Origin of the sequence: Leucobacter sp. PH1c, from assembly GCF_000633415.1 — a bacterium.
Taxonomy (GTDB): Bacteria; Actinomycetota; Actinomycetes; order Actinomycetales; family Microbacteriaceae; genus Leucobacter.
Window position 1 is genome coordinate 103,676 of the sequence record NZ_AYMV01000028.1, and the last position, 23,673, is coordinate 127,348.

The 23,673-nt window shown below is 71.5% G+C and carries 21 protein-coding genes; 5 read left to right on the top strand and 16 right to left on the bottom strand.

Annotation, left to right across the window (positions count from 1 at the left end; genetic code table 11):
- Nucleotides 1–70 precede the first annotated feature (70 nt).
- Entirely contained in the window at nucleotides 71–1,318 is a 1,248-nt protein-coding gene (locus tag U874_RS0110155; protein WP_025134430.1) for a CdaR family transcriptional regulator, read from the top strand.
- Between the two features lie 10 nt (nucleotides 1,319–1,328).
- Here the strand turns inward: U874_RS0110155 and U874_RS0110160 are convergent, their stop codons facing one another.
- From U874_RS0110160 to U874_RS0110180, 5 genes are read right to left on the bottom strand one after another with little or no spacing between them, the layout of a single operon-like run.
- On the bottom strand, nucleotides 1,329–2,837 hold the full coding sequence (locus U874_RS0110160; protein ID WP_025134431.1) for a carboxyl transferase domain-containing protein: 1,509 nt from the start codon (nucleotides 2,835–2,837) through the stop codon (nucleotides 1,329–1,331).
- On the bottom strand, nucleotides 2,834–4,084 hold the full coding sequence (locus U874_RS0110165) for a CaiB/BaiF CoA-transferase family protein (protein WP_025134432.1): 1,251 nt from the start codon (nucleotides 4,082–4,084) through the stop codon (nucleotides 2,834–2,836). The genes U874_RS0110160 and U874_RS0110165 overlap by 4 nt, the downstream gene beginning before the upstream one ends.
- A 34-nt stretch (nucleotides 4,085–4,118) precedes the next feature.
- Nucleotides 4,119–5,333, bottom strand: coding sequence for an amidohydrolase (locus U874_RS0110170; protein ID WP_025134433.1), 1,215 nt, complete (start codon nucleotides 5,331–5,333; stop codon nucleotides 4,119–4,121).
- Nucleotides 5,334–5,364: 31 nt separating this feature from the next.
- On the bottom strand, nucleotides 5,365–6,087 hold the full coding sequence (locus U874_RS0110175) for a hypothetical protein (RefSeq protein ID WP_036058080.1): 723 nt from the start codon (nucleotides 6,085–6,087) through the stop codon (nucleotides 5,365–5,367).
- 18 nt (nucleotides 6,088–6,105) lie between these two features.
- Entirely contained in the window at nucleotides 6,106–6,861 is a 756-nt protein-coding gene (locus tag U874_RS0110180; RefSeq protein ID WP_025134435.1) for a DUF5058 family protein, read from the bottom strand.
- Nucleotides 6,862–7,070: 209 nt separating this feature from the next.
- Between U874_RS0110180 and U874_RS0110185 the strand changes: the two genes are divergently transcribed.
- Entirely contained in the window at nucleotides 7,071–8,492 is a 1,422-nt protein-coding gene (locus U874_RS0110185; protein WP_025134436.1) for an amidase family protein, read from the top strand.
- 48 nt (nucleotides 8,493–8,540) lie between these two features.
- Nucleotides 8,541–9,497 (top strand): Lrp/AsnC family transcriptional regulator, encoded by a 957-nt coding sequence (locus tag U874_RS0110190; protein ID WP_025134437.1) that lies wholly within the window; start codon nucleotides 8,541–8,543, stop codon nucleotides 9,495–9,497.
- Nucleotides 9,498–9,518: 21 nt separating this feature from the next.
- Here U874_RS0110190 and U874_RS0110195 read toward each other — a convergent pair whose 3' ends face one another.
- The 10 genes from U874_RS0110195 to lysA all read right to left on the bottom strand — a co-directional run bounded on the left by U874_RS0110195 (nucleotide 9,519) and on the right by lysA (nucleotide 20,189).
- Nucleotides 9,519–10,289, bottom strand: coding sequence for a sulfite exporter TauE/SafE family protein (locus U874_RS0110195; protein ID WP_025134438.1), 771 nt, complete (start codon nucleotides 10,287–10,289; stop codon nucleotides 9,519–9,521).
- A 68-nt stretch (nucleotides 10,290–10,357) separates the two neighbouring features.
- Nucleotides 10,358–11,902: a gamma-glutamyltransferase family protein gene (locus U874_RS0110200; RefSeq protein ID WP_029988196.1), complete on the bottom strand. Its 1,545-nt coding sequence runs from the start codon at nucleotides 11,900–11,902 to the stop codon at nucleotides 10,358–10,360.
- A gap of 1 nt (nucleotide 11,903) precedes the next feature.
- Entirely contained in the window at nucleotides 11,904–12,608 is a 705-nt protein-coding gene (locus tag U874_RS0110205) for a FadR/GntR family transcriptional regulator (protein ID WP_232755909.1), read from the bottom strand.
- Nucleotides 12,609–12,684: 76 nt separating this feature from the next.
- Nucleotides 12,685–13,401 (bottom strand): ABC transporter ATP-binding protein, encoded by a 717-nt coding sequence (locus tag U874_RS0110210; protein ID WP_025134441.1) that lies wholly within the window; start codon nucleotides 13,399–13,401, stop codon nucleotides 12,685–12,687.
- 2 nt (nucleotides 13,402–13,403) lie between these two features.
- Nucleotides 13,404–15,263, bottom strand: a complete 1,860-nt coding sequence (locus U874_RS0110215) for an ATP-binding cassette domain-containing protein (RefSeq protein ID WP_025134442.1) — start codon at nucleotides 15,261–15,263, stop codon at nucleotides 13,404–13,406.
- A gap of 2 nt (nucleotides 15,264–15,265) precedes the next feature.
- Entirely contained in the window at nucleotides 15,266–16,171 is a 906-nt protein-coding gene (locus U874_RS0110220) for a branched-chain amino acid ABC transporter permease (protein ID WP_025134443.1), read from the bottom strand.
- Nucleotides 16,172–16,244: 73 nt separating this feature from the next.
- Nucleotides 16,245–17,399 (bottom strand): ABC transporter substrate-binding protein, encoded by a 1,155-nt coding sequence (locus tag U874_RS0110225; RefSeq protein WP_025134444.1) that lies wholly within the window; start codon nucleotides 17,397–17,399, stop codon nucleotides 16,245–16,247.
- Nucleotides 17,400–17,425: 26 nt separating this feature from the next.
- Nucleotides 17,426–17,923: a RidA family protein gene (locus U874_RS0110230; RefSeq protein ID WP_051582877.1), complete on the bottom strand. Its 498-nt coding sequence runs from the start codon at nucleotides 17,921–17,923 to the stop codon at nucleotides 17,426–17,428.
- A 381-nt stretch (nucleotides 17,924–18,304) separates the two neighbouring features.
- Nucleotides 18,305–18,859 carry an orotate phosphoribosyltransferase gene (pyrE, locus tag U874_RS0110235; RefSeq protein WP_025134446.1) on the bottom strand — a complete coding sequence of 185 codons (555 nt, stop codon included), beginning with the start codon at nucleotides 18,857–18,859 and terminating at the stop codon, nucleotides 18,305–18,307.
- Nucleotides 18,860–18,869: 10 nt separating this feature from the next.
- Complete coding sequence (gene lysA, locus U874_RS0110240) at nucleotides 18,870–20,189, bottom strand: diaminopimelate decarboxylase (RefSeq protein WP_025134447.1); 1,320 nt, start codon at nucleotides 20,187–20,189, stop codon at nucleotides 18,870–18,872.
- A 369-nt stretch (nucleotides 20,190–20,558) separates the two neighbouring features.
- Between lysA and U874_RS0110245 the strand changes: the two genes are divergently transcribed.
- The gene (locus U874_RS0110245) at nucleotides 20,559–21,395 is read left to right on the top strand and encodes a Sir2 family NAD-dependent protein deacetylase (RefSeq protein ID WP_025134448.1); all 837 of its coding nucleotides are present in this window, start codon (nucleotides 20,559–20,561) and stop codon (nucleotides 21,393–21,395) included.
- A gap of 224 nt (nucleotides 21,396–21,619) precedes the next feature.
- Here the strand turns inward: U874_RS0110245 and U874_RS0110250 are convergent, their stop codons facing one another.
- Nucleotides 21,620–22,657 (bottom strand): YeiH family protein, encoded by a 1,038-nt coding sequence (locus U874_RS0110250; protein WP_025134449.1) that lies wholly within the window; start codon nucleotides 22,655–22,657, stop codon nucleotides 21,620–21,622.
- Nucleotides 22,658–22,739: 82 nt separating this feature from the next.
- On the opposite strand from U874_RS0110250, the gene U874_RS0110255 reads away from it, so the two are divergent.
- On the top strand, nucleotides 22,740–23,651 hold the full coding sequence (locus tag U874_RS0110255; protein WP_025134450.1) for a LysR family transcriptional regulator: 912 nt from the start codon (nucleotides 22,740–22,742) through the stop codon (nucleotides 23,649–23,651).
- Nucleotides 23,652–23,673: the final 22 nt, after the last annotated feature.

Genomic DNA, 23,673 nt, shown 5'->3' on the forward strand with positions numbered 1-23,673 from the left:
CGACAATTGTCGAAGCATGGGACGGGGTCCGCCTGTGCCCCACCACCTCCCCAACGAAAGGGCCTCAGCCGTGCAGCAGCGGGAACTGGACGAAGTCGTCTCCCTCGTATCCGAGAGCACCGGCAGAAACGTCTCGCTCGACGACGTCGCGGGTCGCGTCGTGGCGTACAGCACGATCGTGCCGACCACGGATCGCGTGCGAATCGACGCCGTGCTCTCGAAGTCAGTGCCCTCCCACGCAAAGATCTGGGAATCGAAGCACGGCATCAGCACGCGCACGCGGCCCTTTACCGTGCCAGGCGATCCCGAGAACGGCCTGCTGCCCCGGATCTGCATCCCGCTGCTCGTGCGCGGGGTGCGCGTCGGCTACCTCTGGGTGCAGGCGAACAGCGCCGAGGACGCGTTGGAGCCACTGCTCGCCGAGCTGGAGCAGCGGCACAGCGAGACGGAGCGGCTCGCCGAACGGGTACTCCTCGCACTCGGCACGCCGAGCGGAATCGCCTCGGCGGCGAATCGGGACTTCCAGGATCTGGTGAGCGGGCAGGGCGACGTCGTCCATGAAGAGCTCGCCGAGCGCATGCGCCCCGATCACGACACGCACCTGATCGTATTCTCGAGCGCCGCGGCGCAGAAGAACGCTGAGACCCTTCCCGCACTGGCCTACGCGCACGCGCTGCAGGATGCTGCCCGGGCCGTCCACGCGGCGGCCTCTCCGCTCGAAGGCCCGGAGGTCGTCGGTTTCAGCACCGATCAGCACGGCGTGTTCCTCATTCCGAACCGGAGCCTCATCGAGCCGTTCGCCGAGCGACTGTCCATCGCCCTCGAGCTGCGCACCTCCGCGCGGCAGGAACGCGAGGTCGCCTACGGTGTGAGCGCGCCCATCAGCGAAGCCTCGGAGCTGCGCCCGGCCTACCGCCAGGCCGTCACGGCGCTCCAGGCGTCCGTCGTCGACCCCGCGCTCACCACGCACCGCTTCGACCACGTGGGCATCTACCGGCTCCTCGCGCACGCGGTGACGGCGCATGTGCCCGAGCGGATCCAGCGCATCGCCAGCGCACCCGAGGGTGAGGAACGGCTGCGGATCTTGGAACGCGTCTACGACTCTCCCGGCACCATGCAGCGGGTCGCGGACGCACTGCACATGCACCGCACCAGCGTCTACAACCATCTCCAGCGCATCGCCGCGATTATCGATGCGGATCCGCTGGACCCGCTCGTGCGGCTTGAGCTCCATGCGGGACTCAAACTCCGCCGCTGGCTCGACCGGCCCCGCTTCGAAGCCCCGCTCGGCACCCGCTCGGCACCCCAGGTGTTCTGAGCTCCCTCCCCTACGCCCCGAGGCGGCGGTAGCGGTCGTGGCGGCGCAGCCGGCGGTGCTCCTCGTTCTGGAGTTGCAGGCCCGCGAGCTCCTGCGCGATCGCGTCGCCCATCCGGCGGCTGAAGGCCTCCGGCTCGTCCGCCGCGTCCGGGTGCTCCGCGATCACGCGGTCCACGATGCCGTGCGCGACGAGGTTGCCGGTCTCGACGCCCTGCTGCGCCGCGAGCTCTGGCGCGTGCGCCGTGTCCCGGTGCACGATGGCCGAGGCCCCCTCGGGCGGGAGCGGCGAGAGCCAGGCGTGCTCCGCCGCGAGCGTGCGGTCCGCGGGGAGCAGCGCAAGCGCGCCGCCGCCCGTGCCCTCGCCGAGCAGGATCGAGAGCGTGGGCCCGCGGTGCTTCGCGAGGTCCGCGAGGCAGTGCGCGATCTCGGCGGCGAGCCCGCCCTCCTCGGCCGCCTGCGAGAGCGCGGCGCCGGGCGTGTCGATCACGGTGATGAGCGGCAGCTGGAGCTCGTCGGCGAGGCGCATCGCGCGGCGGGCGGCGCGCAGCGCCCCGGGGCCGAGCGGGGCGCGCGTGCGCTGGGAGCGCCGGTCCTGGCCCACGACGACGGCGGGAACGCCGCCGAAGCGCGCGAGGCAGAGCGTGAGCCCGGGATCGCGCTCCCCCTGTCCCGTGCCCGAGAGCGGCACGACATCGGTCGCGGCCGTGCGGAGCAGCTCGCGGAGGCCGGGGCGGCGCGGATCGCGCGTGCGGGTGATCGAGGCCCAGGCGTCTGCGGACCCCTGCGCAAGCTCGTGCGCGGCGCCCGGCGTCTCCGCGAGCTCGACGAGCTCCTGATGCGTGGGCCGCTCGAGGAGCCGCAGCGTGCGGCTCACCACGTCGCGGAGCTCCCGCGCGGGGAGCACGCCGTCGATGAGCCCGAGGCGCGCGAGATTCTCCGCGGCCTGCACGCCCGAGGGGAACGCCTCCCCCGTGAGCGCCTCGTAGACGCGCGGGCCCAGGAAGCCGACGAGCGCCCCGGGCTCCGCGACCGTGACCTGGCCGAGTGAGCCGAAGGAGGCGAGGGCTCCGCCCGTCGAGGGGTGGCGCAGGTAGACGAGATACGGCAAGCACGCCGCCTTGTGCGCGGCCACCGCGGCGGCGATCTTCACCATCGCGACGAAGGCGACCGTGCCCTCCTGCATCCGGGTGCCGCCCGATGCGGGCGAGGCCAGCACGGGAAGCCGCTCGGCCGTCGCCCGCTCCAGGGCGCGCACGAAGCGCTCGGCGGCCGCGGTGCCCACGGAGCCCGCGAGGAAGCGGAACTCACAGGCGATGAGTGCGACGCGGCGCCCGTCGACGAGCGCCTCGCCCGTGAGGATCGACTCGTCGGCCCCGCTCCGCTCCGCGGCGGCCGCGAGCTCGGCGCGGTACGCATCGCCGAGCTCCGGCTGCTCGGGCGGGGTGTCCCAGCTGACGTAGCTTCCCGGATCCGCGATGAGCTCGATCAGCTCGCGCGCGGAGCGCCGCTCGGCGCTCACGCGCTCGCCCCCGTCGCTGCGGGCGCCCGGTCGGCGGGGGCTCGGTCGGCGGGCGCTCGGTCGGCGGTCTCCGCGAGCCAGGCGCGGATCTCATCGCCGTGCTGGTCGAGCGTGGGCGGGGCGGTGTGCGCCGTGCGGGCGCGCTCCGTCTCGCCGTCGCCGTCGACATCGAAGAAGCGCAGCGCCGGCCCGGGCAGCGAGATCGCGCCGAGCGCGGCGTGGTCCACCTCGACGACGAGCCCCTGCGAGCGCACCTGATCCCACGCGTACACCTCGGGCAGGCTCCGCACGCGGCCCGCGGGGATCCCCGCGGCCGCGAGCCGGGCGAGGAGCGGCTCCGTGTCGCTGTCCGCGAAGGCGGCCTCGACGGTGCGGATCGTCTCCGCGCGCGCGGCGACCCGCTCCGCGTTCGAGCCGAAGCCCGGAGCATCGGCGGCGATCCCGAACTCGGCGCAGAATGCCTGCCAGAGGCGCTCGCTGCCGACGCTCATCTGCACCGCGCCGTCGCGGCAGTGGAAGAGCCCGTAGGGTGCGATCGAGGGGTGGTGGTTACCCTGTGCGAGCGGCCGCTCGCCGGCGACCGTCGCGCGCGTGCCCTGGAACGCGTGGACGCCGATCACCGAGGAGAGCAGCGAGGTGCGCACCACGCGGCCGACGCCCGTGCGGGCCCGCTCGACGAGGGCGGCGAGCACGCCGACGACGCCGTGGATCCCGCCGAGCAGGTCGGCGATCGGCGTGCCGACCCGCTGCGGGTCGTCGGGGCGGGAGCCCGTGAGCGACATGAGTCCGGCCTCCCCCTGCACGATCTGGTCGTACCCCGCGCGGCCGCCCTCGGGGCCGTCGTGCCCGAAGCCCGTGATGGAGAGCTGCACGAGGCGCGGGTTGAGCGCTGCAAGGCGGGCGGTGGAGAAGCCGAGGCGGTCCATCACCCCGGTGCGGAAGTTCTCGATGAGCACGTCGGCGCGGGCGAGGAGCTCGGTGAGCACGGCGCGGCCGTCGTCGCTCTTCAGGTCGAGGGCGATCGATTCCTTGTTGCGGTTGCAGGAGAGGAAGTAGGTGGAGTAGTCGGCGCCGTCGGCGCCCGTCACGAAGGGCGGCCCCCAGGAGCGCGTATCGTCGCCGCCGGCCGGCGCCTCCACCTTGATGACCCGTGCGCCGAGGTCCCCCAGCATCTGCCCGGCGTGCGGGCCCGCGAGCGCGCGCGACAGATCCACCACGAGCATCCCATCCAACGATCCCTGGTTCATAGCTCCGACCCTTCCTTCCTGCTGACGATGTCGATCACGCGCGGGGCGCGAGGTAGTGCCCGATGGCGGCGACGGCCGCGCTCACTCCCGTGCTGAGCGTCGGCTCGAGGTCGGGGAGGAAGTGGGGCGAGTGATTCACCGGCGGATCGACCGTGCCCTCGGCGAAGCCGCCGAAGAACCAGTAGACGCCGGGCACCCCGATGCTGTCGGGCAGGGTGCCGAAGTCCTCGGACCCCATGGCGGGCGGGATCCGCAGCACGTTCCCCGCGCCGAGCTCGCGTTCGAGCACGGCGCGCACGGCCTCCGACTCCCGCTCGTCGTTCGTGAGCTGCGGGAAGCGGTAGATCTCCTCGATCGTGGGCCGCGGGGCACCCGAGGCCTCGGCCTCGGCGTTGACGATCCGCGTGATCGCGCCGAGCACGTGCGCGCGGATGTCCGTGCCGAGGGTGCGGATGTTCAGGGTGAACTCGGCCGCCGCGGGGATGATGTTCTCCTTCAGCCCAGCGTGGAAGGTGCCGCAGGTGACCACGGCGGGCGACTGCGGCGGCAGCTCGCGCGAGACGATCGTCTGCAGCCGGGTGACCATGTGGGCGCCGAGCACGATGGGATCGATCGAGTCCTGCGGCTGCGAGCCGTGCGACTGCTTGCCGTGCACGGTGATGCGCAGTGCGTCGGCCATCGCCATCGCGGGGCCCGTCGCGAGGGCGACGCTGCCCGCGGGGGCCGCGGGGAAGACGTGCTGCCCGAGCACGACGGTGGGGCGGGGCGCGCGCTCCCAGATCCCGTCGGCGACCATCGCGGCGGCCCCCGCGGCGGTCTCCTCCCCCGGCTGGAACACCCAGACGACGGTGCCGCTCCACTCCCCCGGCTGGCGGGCGAGGAGCGCGGCTGCGGCGAGCGCCGCGGCGACGTGCGTGTCGTGCCCGCAGCCGTGCATCACGGGCACGACGGTGCCGTCGTCGAGGGTGCCCGTCGCGGTCGAGCCGTAGTCGGCGCCCGTGTCCTCCTGGATGGGCAGGCCGTCGGTGTCGGCACGGAAGCCGACGACGGGCCCGTCGCCGTTGCGGAGGATCCCGACGACGCCCGTGCCGCCGCAGCGGAAGTGCTCGATGCCGAGCTCGGCGAGGCGGGCCTCGATGAACTCCGCCGTGCGGTGCTCCTGCATCGACAGTTCGGGGGTGCGGTGCAGGTGGCGGTAGCTCTCGTGGAGGTGCTCGCGCTCTGCGGCGGTGAGGTGGGTGGTCAGCATGGTGCGGTCCTTTCGATGGCGCGACGCCGCGCTAGTTGACGAGGGCCTCGTCCTCGGCCGGCGGGGTGCTCGCGCGGTCCCGGATTACGAGCGAGAGGACGATGGAGAGCAGCACGACGATCGCGGTCGCGAACATGCCGAGCGCGGGGGCGACGGGGACCACGACGAACTGCATGAGGAGCGCCAGGGCGATCGCGATGATCGTGGGGCGCAGCTGCTTCATCGAGACGATGGCCTGCACGAGCACGGCGCCCATGAGCGAGGGGAGGATGTAGAGTCGCGCCACCTCGATGAGCTCCGCGGGGATCACGGAGACGAGCCAGCTGCCGAGCACGCCGACGAAGAGGAGCAGGCTGACGAGGTGCACCGTCGCCGCGCCGCAGATCGCCATGACCGAGGCGAGGTCGCCGCGGCGGGATCCGGGCTTCGCGCCGATGCTCGACTGCGCGACGATCGCTGCGGGCAGCAGCTTGTTCGAGATGTTGCCGATCATGAAGGCCTGGTACATCGCGGCCGAGCCGAGGATCGGGTAGTAGGTGACGGGCTCGACGATCCAGAACACGCCGAAAGTCGCGGCCACCGCGACGAACGCGGTGAGCACCATGGGCCAGCTGAGCTCGAGGTCGGTGAAGAAGAACAGGTAGAAGGGGCCGGCGAGCGAGAGCAGCAGGCCGAGGACCATCGTCGCCGAGCCGTAACGGCTCGTCTGGCGATCGAATCGGTCCATCGCGGCGTCGGCGGTGGTGAGTTCCATGGCGATGCTCCTGAGTGCTTAGGCGGCGACGGGGGTGTGGAGGAGGAAGGCGACGAAGAGGGCGACGAGGATCGAGAAGCCGAGCGCCCACTCCTTCAGCCACTTGAGCTGCAGCAGCTTCGCGATGAGCAGGCAGAGCGCCATCACCCCGGCCGAGATGAGCACAAGGAGCAGGTGCAGGGACGACTTGCCCGTCTCCGCGACGGCGAGCATCGAGAAGGCGCCGAGCAGCGCGGCGGCGGGGATGAGCGCCATGACGGCGGGGTTGCGCTTGCCGAGGGTCTGCGAGCCGCGCTTCAGGATCGGGGTGAGGAGCAGCGTGCAGAGCATCCACATGCCGCCCGAGAGGCTCATCGCCATGAAGGCGACGGCGAACACCTGCTGGGTGTAGCTGTCCGCGCCGAGCTCGGCGCCCATGCTCGTCGCGGCGATCCCGGCGGAGGCCGTCTCGGTCGCGGCCGAGCCGATGAGCCCGATCCGCACGAGCACGGCGGGGGTGCCGAAGAGCGCGAGCAGCGCGATCGCGACGAGCACGACGGCGAGCGAGGGCCCGATCGACGCGACCGCGCCGGCCCGGTACGACTCGCGGATCTCCTTGAGCGGCATGTCAATCCCCGCGGCCGCCGTGCGGGCGGCGCGGATGTAAAGGAAGGTCTGGACGAAGATCACCCCGAAGACCCCGAGGGCGAACACCCAGAGGATCGGCGAGTTCGCGATCGCCCAGATGTCGGTGGATCCGGGGTCCGCAAATCGGTACGGCGCAGCTGTCGGCATGTTGTGCTCCTTTGCATCTCATGCGATCAAGACGAGAAATCTTCCGATCACCCTGCGGGAGAAGCCTGCCCGCCGACAAGAGCCTGGGCGAATCGGCCACGGATGTGGCGAGTCCCCCCGTTCCGGCGGTTTCCCGGCTTTCCGCTTCGTGGGCGGTGCGAGTTCCGGCAGGGTGGGGGCATCCGCATTTCAACGGCGAAAGGCACCCGATACCGATGGACATCCAGAACCTGAGCGCGGTCGAGGTCACCCACCTCATCCGCCGCCGCGATCTCTCCGCCCGGGAGGCGCTTGCGAGCCACATCACCGCGATCGAGCAGCGCAACGCGCCCGTGAACGCCGTGATCACGACCGATTTCGAGCGGGCTACCGAGCTCGCGGCCGCGGCCGACGAGCGCACCGCGCGCGGGGAGCCGACGGGGATCCTGCACGGCCTCCCGATGACACACAAGGACACCTTCAACACGGCCGGCCTGCGCTCCACGCAGGGCTCCCTCGCGCTCGAGCACCACACCCCCGAGCGCGACGATCTGCAGATCGCGCGGCTCTCGGCAGCGGGGGCGATCCGCACGGGGAAGACGAACGTGCCCGAGTTCGGCGCGGGATCGCACACCTTCAACGATCTGTTCGGCACGACCACGAACCCCTACGCGCCGGATCGCTCGGCGGGCGGTTCCTCGGGCGGCGTCGCCGCGGTCGTGGCGTCGCGCATCCAGGCGTTCGGCGACGGCTCGGACATGGGCGGTTCCCTCCGCATCCCGGCGTCGTTCTGCAACGTCTACGGGCTGCGCCCCTCCTACGGGGTGATCCCGATGGAGGGCGCGACGAACGCCTACACCTGGCTCGCGCGCTCCGGCCCGATGGCGCGCAGCGTGGAGGACCTGGCGCTCTTCATGCGCGCGAGCACGGGGCCGACGGCGCTGCCGAACCCGAGCCCACTTACGCCGTCAGACTTCGGCACGCCGCTCCCCGATCTGCGCGGGGTGCGCATCGGCTACAGCTTCGACTTCGGGATCGGCATGCCCGTCGAGCCCGAGATCGTCGACGTGCTGCGCGGACAGCTGCGCGTGTTCGAGGAGGCCGGCGCGATCCTCGAGGAGGCGAGCATCGACTTCTCAGACGCCGACGAGGTCTTCCAGGTGACCCGCGCCTACGATTTCGCGACCGGGATCGGGCCGCTCCTCGCCGAGCACCGCGACGTGATCAAGCCCGAGGTGATCTGGAACGTGGAGACCGGGCAGCGGCTGAGCGCCGCCGAGCTCATCTCGGCGCAGGCCGCCCGGACCCGGCTGGAGGCCGCCGTGCAGGCGTTCTTCTCGCGCTTCGACGCCTTCCTCAGCCCCGCGGCGCAGGTGCTCCCGTTCGATGCGAGCTGGCGCTGGCCCGAGACGATCGCGGGCGTCGCGGCCGAGACCTACCTCGACTGGATGCGCTCCGCGTGCGTGCTGTCGGCGACGAGCCTGCCCGTGCTCGCGATGCCCGGCGGCTTCACCTCCGCGGGCCTTCCCGTCGGGTGGCAGCTCGCCGCGAATCACTACCGCGACCCGCAGCTGCTGCAGTGGGCGGCCGCGTACGAGCAGGCCACGGGCTTCGCGAAGCTCCGCCCCGAGGACGTCGCGCAGCGTCGCTAGACTACTGCTGCTCGGATCCGAGCACGACCGGTCGAGGAGGACTGCGAGATGGCCACACCCGGGCTCAATCCGCTGCAGCAGCGCATCGTGGCCGCGCTCCAGGTGGACGGCCGGGCCTCCTGGCGGAAGATCGCTGAGGCGCTCGGCGAGCCCGAGCGCACGGTGGCGCGGCACGGCTCGGATCTCCTGGAGAGCGGCCGTGTCGTCGTCGCCGCCGTGACGCACTACGAGCACCAGATGATCCTCGCGTGCGAGAGCACCGCGGGCACCGCGCTCCTCAGCAGCGAGGCGCTCGCGCAGCGACACGACGTAACGTTCTGCTACCTCACGACGGGACGGGCGGAGGTCGTTGCCGAGATCGGCTACCACGACAACCTCCGGGAGCTCCTCACGCTCCAGCTCCCCGCGACGGCCGGGCTGCGGAGCTTCGCGGCGTTCCCCGTGCTGAAGTACTTCAAGACGATCCGCGGCTGGCGCAGCGGCGCGCTCACACCAGCCGAGGAGCAGACGCTCCTCGCGCGCACGGGACACGACCGCACGGAGTGGACCCTCCCCGAGAGCCGCGGGCCGAAGGACGACGAGATCCTGCGCGCGCTGCGGGAGGACGGCCGCGTGAGCCTCGAGGCGCTCGCCCGCCGCACGAAGATGAGCGAGACCTCGGTGGCCCGCCGGCTCGAGTGGCTGCTCGGATCGGGCCAGTGCTCGATCCGAGCGCTCGTCGAGCCCTCGCTCGTCGGCTACCCCGTCGAGTCGATGCTCTGGGTGCAGGTGCCCCCGCACCGCGTGGAGGCGCTCGGGCAGCAGCTCAGTGCGTGGCCCGAGGTGCGCTACGCCGCCGCGATCACGGGCGACTACCAGCTCGTGCTGAACCTCACGGCGGCCACGCACGCCGAGCTCTACGCCCTCCTCGCGCACCCCGTGTGGTCGAGCGACGTCACGCATCTGCGCACCGACCTCATCGTCGAGGCGCGCAAGCGCGGCGGCCGGCTCCTCAGCCGGGGCTGAGCGCCCCGGCCCCGCGACCGGTTACTTCTTGATCGTCTTCCAGAGCATCTGCCCGAGCACGAAGGCAAGGAGCAGCGAGAACGCGACGTTCGACCAGAACGGCGGGATGTGCGTCGCGATCACGGAGCCGAGCGGCGAGAGCACGCTCGCCGCGATGCCGAGGATGGCGGCGGCCCGGAGGTCGACGTTGCGGCGGCGCGCGTTGCCGATCGTGCCCGAGATCGAGCCGGGGATGAGCATGATGAGCGAGGTGCCCTTCGCGATGAGGTCGCTCGCCCCGAAGAAGAACATGAGCACCGGGACGACCACCACGCCGCCGCCGACGCCGAGCAGCCCGGAGAGCACGCCCGTGACGAGGCCCGTGACGACGAGCAGCACGATGATGAGCGTGCTCTTCTCGATCTCGGCATCGCGCTGCGGCACGACGAACCACAGGCTCACGACGACCGCGGCGAGGAAGCCCATGAAGAGCCAGCGCAGGAAGCCAGTGGGCACCCGCGAGAGCAGGTAGCTGCCGATCTGCGCGCCCACGATCACCCCGGCCGCGAGCGCGATCGCGGTGATCCAGTCGACGTTCCCCTGCACCGCGTAGCCGATTCCGCCCACGACCGCGGCCGGCAGGATCGCGGCGACCGAGGTGCCGGCCGCGAGGCGCTGCTGGAAGCCGAGGAACATCACGAGCATCGGGACGAGCACCACGCCGCCGCCGATCCCGAAGACGCCGGAGAGGAGTCCGGTGAGGGCGCCGAGCAGGGCGAGGACGATGAAGCTGGAGCGGGGAGTCTGAGTCATGGAGCGTCGATTCTGGGAGAGCGTGTGCGGGGTGCGGTGGGGTGCTGCAGGCCGGACGGCCTGCTCGCTCAGCCCGGCGCCGGCACGACGATCGCGGAACCGTCGGAGCGCGGATCGCTCGCGGCCTCGTAGCCGTCCGGCGTCACGCGGATCACGTTCGAGTGGCCGAGGTCCTCCGTGCGCGGGGGCACCTCGGTGACGGCGAAGCCTGAGGCGGCGAGGGCGGCGCGCGTGGCCGCGGGCACGTCCGACTCCGCCATAACCGAGACGGGGCCGATGCCGCGCCACTCCTCGACCATCCAGCGCGGCGCGTGGGTGGCCTCGTGCGGGGAGGCCCCCGCGAGCGAGCGGAGCAGCAGCTGGGTGTGGATCTGCGGCTGGGCGGCTCCGCCCATCGTCGCGGGCACCCAGGCCAGCTCGTCGCCGCGCAGCACGAGCACGGGCATGAGCGTGTGGCGCGGGCGCTTGCCCGGGGCGAAGGCGTTCGGTGACGCGGGGTCGAGCGAGAACGAGGTGCCCCGGTTCTGGAACAGGATGCCGGTCTCGGGCTCCAGGATGTGCGCGCCGAAGCTCCAGTAGACGGAGTTGATGCAGGAGACCGCCCAGCCGTCGTCGCTCACCGCGGCGAAGCCGACCGTGTCGCCGCTCGCCTTCGCCGCCCCGGGAACGGGCGACGCGGGCGCCGCCATGCCAACGAGCTCCGCGCCCGTCGCGCCGCCGAAGCGCGGGTCGGCGAGGTGGCTCGCGCGGATCGCGTTCGCGTCGTGGAACGCGCTCGCGAGCGCGCCCGCCCCGGCGCCGAGGGGATCCTCGATGCCCGCGGCGACCGCCTCGAGCGCGCGCAAGAGCATGAAGCCCGAGGTGTTCGGCGGCCCCGTGAGCACGCGGAGGCCGGCGTACTCGCCCTCAAGCGGTTCGGCCCAGTAGGCCTCGTAGTCGGCGGCGTCCTGGAGGGTGATCTTCGATCCCAGGCGCTGCAGGCCCGCGATCCAGCGCTCCGCAGTCTCCCCCGCGTAGAACTCGCCGGAGCCGCCCGCGGCGAGGCGGCGCAGCGTGCGGGCGAGCGCCGGCTGCACGAGCGGCGCGCCCTCGGCGATCGGCTCGCCGCCGGGGTAGAAGACGGCGCGCGCGCCGGGATCCTGCTCGAGCGTCGCCCGATCGTCGACCAGGGCGGCCGCGACCGAGCGCGAGTTCGGGAAGCCGTCCTCGGCGAGGCGGATCGCGGCCGCGAAGTGATCGGCCCAGGGCCGGGTCGCCCCGTACTCGTGGAGCGAGTTCCAACCGCACACGCCGCCCGGCACGGTGACCGTGTCGATGCCGCGGAGCGGAAGTGCCTCGCCGTGCGCTTCCCGCAGCGCCGTGAGCGTCTGCGCCGCGGGAGCCGCCCCCGTCGCGTTCAGGAAGCGGATCTCTCCATCGGGCCTGCGGACGAGCGCGACGAGATCCCCGCCGAGGGCGACGTTGTTCGGGTAGACCACGCAGAGCGCCGCGGCGGCGGCGAGGGCCGCATCGACCGCGTTGCCGCCCGCCGCGAGGACCGCGGCGCCCGCCTCGGTCGCGAGGTGGTGCGAGGTCGAGATGGCGCCCCGGGGGCGCACGGATTCCTGTGGCATGCTACGCCCCTCCCGGCTCTCCGACCGCCTTCGCGATCTCCTTGCTGATGTCGAGCACGTGCGCCCGGGCCTCCTCCTCGGCCCGCGCGCCGTCGCGCGCGGCGATCGCCTCGTAGATGCGGCGGTGCGCCACGCTCGAGGCCTGCCTGCGCGCCTTCGTCTGGTAGCGGCTGGCGCGGCTCGGCGCGATCTGGTTCGCGATCTGCTCGTTGATGAGGGAGAGGAGCGGGTTGTGCGTGTACTGGGCGATGGCCTGGTGGAACGCCCGGTCGAGCTCCGCGTACCGCTCCTTCGTCACGTCGACCTCCATCGCCTTCACGAGCTCCTCGAGCTGGGTGAGGTCGCGCGGCTGCGCCCGCACCGCCGTGATCCGCGCGATCGGCGGCTCCACGATGGCACGCAGCTCCATGATGTCGGTGAGCTCGGTGCGCATCGCGGAGAACGCCTCGATCACCTCGTCAGAGGCGCTCGCGGCCTCGCCCGGCGCGAGGATGATCGTGCCGCGGCCCGGCTTGCGATCGATCAGGCCGCGGTTCTCGAGCTCGCGGAGCGCCTCGCGCACCGACACCCGGGAGACGCTCAGCAGCTGCGCGAGCTCGCGCTCGGCCGGGAGCTTCTCCCCCGGGGCGAGATCGCCCTCCAGGATCAGCCGCTCAAGATCGACCGAGAGACGGTCGGGCACCGAGAGCGTCTCGCCTCGGCTCATCGAACCCCAGTCCATGCTGTCCACCAATCTCACTCAGTCGCTGCCCGCGCGGAAGTGCGTCTCCCGAGGGAGGCCGTCACTCGTCCCGGCTCTCGGAGCTCTTGCCGAAGTAGGCCTCGTGCAGCCGCTCGTCCTCAAGCATCACACGTGCATCCCCGCCGCCGGAGAGCGTGGCCGTCTCCATCAGGTACCCGCGATGGGCGATGGAGAGCGCCATCCGAGCATTCTGCTCGATGAGGAGCACGCTCGTGCCCGCGGCGTTGATCTCACTAATGATCTCAAACATTTGCGCCACGATCTTCGGGGCGAGCCCCATCGAGGGCTCGTCGAGCATCAGGAGCCGCGGCTGCCGGATCAGCGCCCGCGAGAGCGCTAGCATCTGCTGCTCCCCGCCCGAGAGGGTCGCCGCCACCTGGTGCTTCCGCTCCTCCAGGCGGGGGAAGCGCGCGAACACGTCCGCGATACCCGCAGGAAGGTTCGTCCGTGCGCCCCAGTGCGCCACCTGCAGGTTCTCGAGCACGCTCATGCGGCCGAAGATGTGCCGCCCCTCGGGCACGAGCGAGAGCCCGCGCTTCACGCGCTGCTCCGCCCGGAGCCCCGAGATCGAGTCGCCCGCGAAGCTGATCCCGCCGCGGTGCTTGTTCAGCCCCGCGACCGCGCGCAGCAGGCTGCTCTTCCCCGCGCCGTTCGCCCCGACCACGACCACGAGCTCGCCGTCGTCCACATGCAGGCTCGCATCGAGCACCGCGCGGACCACGCCGTAGCGCACGTTCAGTTCGTCGACTTCGAGCATCTTCATGCTGCATCACTCCCCAGGTAGGCCTCGAGCACGGCAGGGTTCGTGCGGATCTCCGCCGGGGTGCCATCGGCGATGATGACCCCGTGGTCGAGCACCACGATCCGATCCGAGACCCCCATGAGGAGATCCATGTCGTGCTCGATGAGGATCACGTCGATGCCGTGCTCCCGGATCCGCGCGATGAGGGTCGCGAGATCGCGCGTCTCGCTCTCGTTGAGACCGGCGGCCGGCTCGTCGAGCAGCAGCACGCGCGGCCGGGTCATGAGCGCCCGCGCGATCTCCACGCGGCGCTGCTGGTACGCGTCGAGCGAGGACGCCCGCCGATCCCGGAACTCCCAGGCGTCGACGAAGGCGAGCACCTCCTCCGCCTCGGCGACCGTGACCCGCTCCCCGCGCCGCACGAACGGGAACGGGGACAGGAACTTCGGCACGAAGCCGGCGAGGCGCGAATGCCCGCCCACGAGCAGGTTCTCGAGCACCGTCATGTCCCAGAACAAGCGCACCGTCTGGAACGTGCGGGCGATCCCCCGGGTCGCCACGGCGTTCGACTCGAGGCGCTCCGTGCGCTCGCCGCCGAGCTCGATGGCCCCCGACGTGGCGCGCGTCACCCCCGAGATCGCGTTGAGGAGCGTGGACTTCCCGGCGCCGTTCGGCCCCATGAGCCCGAGCACCTCGCCGTGGCGAAGGTCGAAGGAGACGGATTCGAGGGCGGTGAGGCCGCCGAACACCTGCTTCACCTCGCGGATGCGCAGCACCGGCTCACCCGCCGCCGGGGCCGGCCCCGCGGTCTCGGCGGGGGCGAGCGTCCCGGCCGGCGGCAGTTGGCCGCCCCGCGCCCGGGTGAGCTCGAGCCGCTTCGACACGATGCCGCCGGGGCGGAGGATCATGAGCACCACCACGATGAGCGCGAGGATGCCCGTGCGGAACTCGGGGTGGGCCTGGATGAGCGGGATGTCCTTCGCGACCGCCTGGAAGAAGATCCAGAGCACCGCGCCCGTGATCGGGCCCCAGAGTGTCCCGGCGCCGCCGAGGATCACGAGGCTGAGCACGATGAAGTTGTCCTCGAGGGTGAAGCTGTCGGGATTCACGAACTGGTTCATGTGCGCGAAGAAGACCCCGATCACGCCCGCCGTCGCGGCGCCCACCACGTAGGCGAGGAGCTTGTAGCGGCGGGTGCGGATGCCCATCGAGGAGGCGACGAGCTCGTCCTCCCGGATCGCGACCCACGCGCGGCCCACCGGCGAGGCGATGAGCGAGGCGAGGGCCACGACCAGCAGCACCACGACCACGAGGATCACGTAGTAGGTGGTCGTCGGGGGCACGGCGCCGCCACTCAGGCTGAGCGAGGGGATGTTGCGGATACCCACCGCGCCGCCCGTGAACTCGGTCCAGTTGATCGACACGATGCGCACGATCTCGCCGAACGCGAGCGTCATGATCGCGAGGTAGTCGCCGCGGGCCCGGAGCGTGGGGTACCCGATGATGGACCCCGCGATGCCGGCGAACACGATCGCCGCGACGACGCTGATGGGGAGCACCCAGGCGAGCGCCGCAGGGTTCTCGGCGAGCGCCGGCCCGAAGGTGCTGACCGTGAATATCGCCGCGGTGTAGGCGCCGACGATGAAGAAGGCGATGAATCCGAGATCGAGGAGGCCGGTGAGGCCCACGAGGATGTTCAGGCCGGAGGCGAGTGCCACGTACACGAGCGCGAGCGCGGCGACGCGCACCCACTTGTCGCCCGGGAGGACGAACGGGGCGATGAGGCCGAGGATCAGGAAGACCCCGGGCCAGAGCCAGCGGTGCAGCCCGAGATCGGGCTTCAGCACGACGATGGGTGTGGTGTGAGTGTTCGACATGATTAGACCTTCTGCACCTCTCGACGACCGAGCAGGCCCTGCGGCCGGAGCCACAGGATGATCACGAGGATCCCGAACGCGATCACGTCGCGGTACGCGGATCCCTGGGGGACGTAGGCCGCGGCGAGCTCCTCGCTGACGCCGAGCACGAGCCCGCCGACGAACGCGCCGGGGATGCTGCCGATCCCGCCCAGCACCGCGGCGACGAGCGCCTTCAGCCCGGGGAGGAAGCCCATCGTCGCGGCGGCGAAGCCGTAGCGCTGGGAGTAGAGCAGGCCCGCGATGGCGGCCATCGCCGAGCCGAGCACGAAGGTGGTCGAGATCACCCGGTCGACGCCGATGCCCATGAGCCGGGCGGCGTCCTTGTCCTCGGCCGTCGCGCGGATCGCACGCCCGATCGGGGTGAAGCGGATCACGGCCCAGAACGCGAGCGTCACGAGGACCGCGACCGCGAGCACGACCACATCGATCGGTTGCACGCGGGCCCCGAGGAAGGTGAGGGGCGGGCCGAGATCCGGCCGCGCGACCGGCACCTGCGCGGCGCCGAAGAGGAAGGTCGCGACCGCTCGGAGCAGCATTGATACGGCGATCGCGGTGATGAGCATGGAGAGGATCGGTGCGCTGCGGAGCGGGCGATACGCAATCCGCTCGATCAGCCAGCCGATCAGGGAACCGACCACGAGGCCGATGAGGATGGCGAGCCACCCGGGAAGCGCGGCGCCGGGCATCGACTGCCCGGCGATCACGCTGTTCGTCTGGCCGGCGACCAACGCGCCGAACGCACCGAACATGAAGATCTCGCCGAAGGCGAAGTTGACCATCCCGAGCACGCCGTAGACGATGCTGAAGGCGACGGCGAGCAGTCCGTAGATGCCGCCGACCGCGAGGCCGTTCATGATTTCCTGCATCACAAGTCTCCGTTATCTGTGGTGAGGAGGAGCACCGATTCCGGGGGCGCCGAGCGGCGCCCCCGGAGACCGGTTACTCCGTGATCACGACGAACGCGCCGTCTTCCACTCGCTGGAAGGTCAGCTCGCCGACGCGGTTGCCGTCAGCGTCGAAGCTGATGGTGCCCGAGGCGCCCGGGTAGTCCTTCGTGCCGCGGATCGCCTCGGCGACCGCCGCCCGGTCGGTGCTCCCGGCCTTCGTGATCCCCTCCGCCGCGACGTACGTCGCGTCGTAGGCGAGCGCGGCCCAGGAACTCGGGTCCTTGTCGTACTCGGCGCGGAACGCCTCGACGAACTTCTTCGACTCGGGGCGCGGGTCGCTCGCGGAGAAGGCCGCGTAGACCTCGACGCCCTCGGCGTTCGCCCCCGCGAGGTCGATGAACAGCGGGCTCGCTGCGCCGTCCGAGGCGAAGATCGGCAGATCCGAGCCCGCGTCGCGGACCTGGTTCACGATCTTCCCCGCCTCCGTGTAGAAGCCGCCGATGAAGACGGCGTCGGGGTTGTCCTTGAGCGCCGAGTCGACGGTGCTGCCGAAGTTCACGGTGCCCAGCTGGTACGCCTGCGAGCTCGTGATCGTGCCGCCCGCGGCCTCGAATGCCTCCGAGAAGGAGTCGGCGACGCCCTTGCCGTAGTCGTCCTGCTGGTACAGGATCGCGATCTTCTTCACACCGCGGTTGTCGGAGATGAACTTCGCCGCCTCGGCGCCCTGGTAGGCGTCCGTGAACACGGTGCGGAAGAAGATGTCGCTCGCGCCGCTCAGCTCGGGCGAGGTCACCGCGGCCGCCACGATGGGCAGGCCGCACTGCGTGTAGATGGGGAGCCCGGAGAGCGCGACGCTCGAGAAGCTGAAGCCGAGCACCGCGGGAATCTCCGCGTTGTCGCACATCTCCTGGGCGATGACCGGGCCGTTTGCCGGCTTCCCCTCATCATCGACGACCTCGGTCGTGAGGTCACGGCCCAGGACCCCGCCGGCGGCGTTGATCTCGGAGATCGCGAGATCGATCCCCTCGCGCATCTCGAGGCCGTAGCTCGCGAAATCGCCGGAGAGGGTCGCGGTGTAGCCGAGCGGGATCGCTCCCTCGCCCCCGCCGCCCTCTTCGCCGCCCGATTTTCCAGACGAGCAGGCGCTCAGCGCGATCAGCGCGACACCCGCGGTCAGCGCCAGTACGGCGCGTTTCCTGCTGCTCATGATCCTCACGTCCCTCGGTCGTCCGATCAATCGATCGTTTCGATCGTCATCCAGTTCTCGAAGCAGTGGTTCGCCGCGAGGGAGGTCACACCGATGGTGGCGCGACCGCCGAGGCCGAACTCCTCGCCGAAGACGTCGCGGAACAGGTCCGTCGCGCCGGAGGAGACGAGGTTGACATCGACGAAATCGGGGTCGGCGACCACGAAGTTGAGCGAGTTCACGAGGCACTTGACGCGATCGAGCGAGCCGAGCGCGAGACGCATCGTGCCGAGGCAGTTGAGCGCCGTGCGGCGAGCGGCCTGGTAGCCCTCCTCGATCGTGACGTCCTTGCCGAGCTTGCCGGCGTGGATCGGCTGGCCGTTCTTCCCGAGCGCGTCCTCGACGTGGCCCGACAGGAACAGCAGGTTGCCCGTCTGGTGGTACGCCTTCATCGAGCCGTAGTAGGTCCCGTGGTAGCCGCCCTGGCTGTAATCGGGGATCTCCAGGCCGAGCTCAGCAACACGGGCTTCAAACGAAACAGACACCATTATCTCCTTCATCAAACGTTGGATTGGAGCCGGTCGAGGTGACAACTTGGTCTGACCAAATGACCGACTGACGATGATGCTATCAGCGGAAGATCGCCGAGGAGAAGCGTGGGATCGAGACAAAGATCACGGGGAGAACTTGGAGCACTGCGACAAGAGTGTGCGGAAAAATCCCTGATGAGCACATACGTCCATCGTCATGCGCTACGTGCCATTGCAACGGCGGATGGATTCGGGGCGGGATGTCGCGTTCCGCGCCGCGCACAACGCACAACGGGTGCGGCCCGGGTGAGATGATCACCCGGGCCGCACCCGTTCCTCCGGCCCGTCCGCAGCGGGTCCTTCCGGACCCCGCCTGCGGCGGACCAGCGCAGTCCCTTACTGAGGATCGAGCCCCAGATCCTCGAGCCCGATCGCGTAGCGGTACTCGTAGCCGGCCGCCTCGATGCGCGCCTTGGCGGGCGCCTGGCGATCCACCACCACGGCGACGGCGGCGATCTCCGCGCCGACCTTCTCGAGCGCCTCGATGGCCTGCAGCGGCGAGCCGCCCGTCGTCGAGGTGTCCTCGACCACGATGACGCGCTTCCCCTGCAGATCCGGCCCCTCGACCTGACGGCCGCGGCCGTGATCCTTCGGCGCCTTGCGCACCACGAAGGAATCGTAGACCTCGCCGCGCGCGACCCCCTGGTGCATGATCGCCGAAGCGATCGGATCCGCACCCATCGTGAGCCCGCCGACCGCGACCACGCCGTCGACATCGGCGATCAGGTCGAGCATGACCTGGCCGATGAGCGGCGCCGCACGGTGGTCCAGGCTGAGCTTGCGCAGATCGATGTAGTAGGTGGCCTTCTTCCCGCTCGTGAGCGTGAAGTCGCCGTGGAACACGGCCTCGCTGGTGATGAGGTCGATGAGCTGTTCGCGCGCGGTCGTCATGGGGACGATTCTATCGCGCGGCCTCGATGGCCGGCGCGTGGAGCCGCAGCAGGTCCTCGTAGGTCTCGCGACGCGCGACGAGCCGCGACTCACCGTTCTGCACGAACACGATCGCGGGCCGGAGCGCCCCGTTGTAGTTGTTGCTGAGCGTGTACGAGTAGGCGCCGGTCGTCGCGAGCACCACGAGATCACCGATGCGCGCCTCGGGCAGCGCCGCCCCGTCGATGAGCAGGTCGCCCGATTCGCACTGGCGCCCCACGAGCTGCACCGACTCCGCCCACGGCTCCGTCACGCGGTTCGCGAGGACGGCCTCGAAGCGCTGATCGGTGAGCGCGACGTCGAGCATGTCGGCCATGCCGCCGTTGACCGCGACGAACGTGTCGCCCGTGCGCTTCACGGAGAGCACGTCGTAGACCGTGACACCGGCGCGGGCGACGATCGAGCGCCCCGGCTCGATGAGGAGGCGCGCGCCCTCGGGCAGGTGCTCGCGCGCGGCCGCGACGATCTCGTCGAGGTACTCCTCGACCGTCGGGGCGTCATCCGTGTAGGTGTACTTCACTCCGAGCCCGCCGCCCACGTCGTACGTGGCGAACTCGCCCGCGGTCGAGATCTTCTCGACCGCCTCCGCGAACTGGCGGGTGTTGAGGATCTGCGAGCCGATGTGCAGGTGCACGCCCTCGAACTCCATGAGCGGGTGCGCGCGCATGCGCTCGATGGCGCGCAGCGCCTGGTCCATCGGCAGACCGAACTTCGAGCGGGAGCCGCCCGTGGCCTGGGAGGCGTGCGTCTCGGCGTCGACGCCGGGGATCACGCGGAGCAGCATCGCCTGCGGTCGGGTGAGGAGCCGCTCGAGGCGGTCGAGCTCGTCCTCGTTGTCGACCACGATCGCGCCGATCCCGGCCGCGAGCGCGAGCTCGAGCTCCGCATCGGACTTCGCGTTGCCGTGGAAGTGGAGCTTTGCCGGGTCCACTCCGGCCGCGAGCGCGAGCTGCAGCTCGCCACCGCCCGCGATGTCGACCGAGAGCCCCTCCTCCTGCGCCACGCGGTACATCCCGACGATCGGCAGCGACTTCGAGGCGAAGAGCACCTCGGAGTTGGGCCAGCGCTCCGCGAGCCCGTCGACGAAGCGGCGGATCTGGCGGCGGAGCCCGGCCTCGTCGAACACGTGGAGCGGCGTTCCGTACTGCGCGGCCAGCTCGGTCACGGGCACCCCGCCGATGGCGAGCACCCCGTCGGCGGTGACCGCCGACTCCTCGGGCAGCACGTCCCAGAGCTCGGCGAGCCGGGTGCCTTCCGGGGCGGGCTGTGCGGCGGCGGTGTTCTGATCCATGACGGGTCCTCTCGTGTCTCGACCCAGCGTAGGGCCGCATCCCGGATCCCGCTTTGGAATTTCGGCACAGCTTTCGTCGCCGCGCCTGACGTTTTCTCCAAGCTGCGATCCGGCGCGCGCGTGCTCGTCTTGCGCGCGAGGTGCGCGTGGTGCGCACGTGGCGCGCGTCTTGCGCGCGTGGCGCGTGGGGCGCGTGGGGCGCGTCTTGCGCGCGTGCGCGCAGCGCGCAGGCCGCGCAGGCTGGCCCGCCGCGCGCCGCCCCCGCCGCGCGCCGTCCCCGCCGCGCGCCGTGTCCGCCGCGCGGAATACCCCCGGCCCGGTCGCGTTGACACCAGCGGACACGTAAGCTGCACCGCGAAGGGGGCGCACATGGACCAGGTGGCAGATCTCGCACGGCTCTTCGCCGACGGACCCGTCGCGGTGCTCACCGGCGCCGACATCAGCACCGACTCCGGGATCCCCGACTACCGCGGCGCAGGCACCCCGCCGCGCACCCCCATGAGCATCGAGCAGTTCATGGCAGATCCGGCGTACCGCCGCCGCTTCTGGGCGGGGGCGCGCGTGGGCGCCGGGCCCATGCAGGCGATCGAGCCGAACCCCGGGCACCGCGCCCTCGCACGACTCGAGGCCGCGGGCCGGATCGACGGGGTCATCACGCAGAACGTCGACGGACTGCACCGCCGGGCGGGATCCCGCTCGGTCGTGGAGCTCCACGGCAGCGGCGCGACCATCCGCTGCACCGAGTGCGCCGCCCGCTGGACCCGCGCCGAGGTGCTGCACTGGTTCGACGTAGCGAACCCCGGCTACGCCGAGCGCTACGCCGGTGCCCCGCTGAACCCGGACGGCGACGCCGAGGTGGGCGAGCTCGACGCCGTGCGCGTGCCCCGCTGCCCCGCCTGCGGCGGCCTCCTGCGCCCCGACGTCGTGTACTTCGGCGAGGTCGTCCCTCCTTCCGTGTTCGCCGAGGCCGAGCGGCTCGTGAACGAGGCAGGCGCACTCCTCCTCGCGGGCACCTCCCTCGCGGTGAACACGGGCGTCCGGCTGCTGCATCGCGCCGAGCGGCGCGGGATCCCCGTCGGCGTGATCAATCGCGGCCCGACCGCGGCCGACTCACGCGCGAGCGTGCGCATCGAGGGCGGCACGACGGAAACGCTCGTGGAACTCGCGGGCCTGCTGGCCCCGGCCGCGCCGGGCGGCGCGGTCTAGCCGGGCCGCCCGGTCTCGCCGGGCCGCGCACTCGCTGGCCCGCGCGCTCGCTTGCCCGCGCACTCACGCGCCCCCTCTCCGTTCTCTCGGAGAAATCCAAAATCTCGGAGGCTCCCCCGGGAATCTCTCCGAGATTCCAGATTTCTCCGAGGAAATCGGCGGGATCAGAGGCCCCAACGCGCTCTCCCTGCCGCCTGCCCACAGCCCGCAGCTTCGCCGCTCCCCTACAGTGCGCCGGTGAGCGCCATCACGCCGAGCGTCGTCGCGGCGACGAGCACCGACAGGATCCCGCCCAGGATGAGGGGAGTAAATCCTGCCGAGCGGATCGCGCGCAGGTCGGTCGACATGCCGATTCCCGCGAGCGCCATGGCGACGAGGAACACGCTGATGTGGGTGAGCGCCTCCGCCGCGGGCGCCGGGACGGCCCCCAGCGAGGTGAGCGTCGCCACGACGAGGAACCCGACGAGGAACCAGGGCACGAGGCCGATGATCCGGCGGAGGGTGAAGCGCTCCCCCTGGCCCGATCGGCGGCCCTCCATAACGGCGAGGCCGATGCTGATGGGGATGATCATGAGCGTGCGCACGAGCTTCACGACGACGGCGAAGCCGAGCGCGGAGGCGCTGAAAACGCTCGCCGCCGCGACCACCGAACTCGTATCGTTCACCGCGGTTCCGGCGAACAGGCCGAACGCGTGGGGCGACATGCCGAGCGCGTGGCCGAGGGCCGGGTAGAGCAGCACCGCGAGGATGTTGAAGAGGAACACCGTCGAAATGGCGTAGGCGATGTCGGCGCTCTTCGCGCGGATCACGGGAGAGATCGCGGCGATCGCCGAGGCCCCGCAGATCCCCGTGCCGACGCCGACGAGCACGCGCAGATCCCGCTCGACCCCGAGCGCGCGTCCGATGAGCCACGCGCCCAGCAGGCACACTGTGAGCGAGGCGAGCATCACGGGCAGCGACTCGGCGCCCACGCGCACGATGCTCGCCAGCGAGAGCTGCGCTCCGAGCAGCACGACCGCGCTCTGCAGCACGAACTTGCCCGAGTACCCGATGCCCGGCTGCAGGCGCGCGCTCGGACGGCGCACGAGCGCGATCGCGACGCCGATCAGCACGGCGGGGATGGCGGAGCCGAGGATCGGGATCCACCCGCCGATCACCGTGGCGACGGCGGCGACCGCGGCGCAGACGAGCGCGCCGGGCAGCACGTCGACGCCGCGCGCGACGAGGCGGCGGGGAAGCGTGGGCAGTGGGGTGACCTTCATACCTCCAGTGTTCCGGTCCCGGCCACTCCGCGGAAGCGACTGCTTCGTTGGGGGATCCAAGCGGAGCTTGTATCCTGAGCGCATGGCCGCACCCGATCTCACCGAACTCCGCTGCTTCGAGGCCGCGCTCCGCACGGGGAGCATCTCAGCCGCGGGGCGCGAGCTCGGGGTGACGCAGCAGGCGGTGTCGGCCCGGCTCAGGGGGCTCGAGCGGATCGTGGGCGTGCCGCTCATCGAGCGCTCCCCCGCCGGCGTCACCGCGACCCCGGCCGGCGACGCCGTGCTGGCGTGGACCCGCGAGGTGCTCACGGCCGCCGCGCGGCTCGACGAGGGGATCGCGAGCCTCGCGGGACACGCGTCGCGCGCGCTGACCGTGGGGGCGAGCCAGACCATCGCCGCGCACCTCCTGCCCGGCTGGCTGCTCGAGCTGCGATCCGCGCAGCTGGCCGCGGATCGGCCGCCGACCACGGTCGCGCTCCGCACCGCGAACAGCGCCGAGATCATCGCGGCCGTGCGGGCCAGCGAGCTCGACCTGGGGTTCATCGAGACCCCCGAGCTGCCGCACGGCCTCGGCACGGCGCTCCTGCGGCAGGATCGCATGATCGCCGCGGTGTCCCCCGATCATCCCTGGGCTGGGCGCGGCCAGGTGGGGCTCGCCGAGCTTGCCGCGGTGCCGCTCGTGACGCGCGAAGCCGGCAGCGGCACCCGGGCCGCGTTCGAGGCGGAGGTGCGCGGACGGCTCGGGATCCCCACCCGCGAGCCCGTGCTGGCACTCGCGACGGAGGCGGCGGTGCGGGGCGCGGTCGCCGAGGGGGTCGCACCCGCCGTGCTCAGCGAGTTGAGCGTGCAGGACGACGTGCGGCTCGGACGGATCGTCGCGCTGCCGCTCGGCCCGGAGCCGCTCGAACGGCCCCTCACCGCGATCTGGCGGGGGTCCCGGCGCGATCTGACGGGCGCCCGGCGGGAGCTCGTAGCCCTCGCGGCGCGGAGGTAGCGGGGCGCGGGGCCGCGGGGCC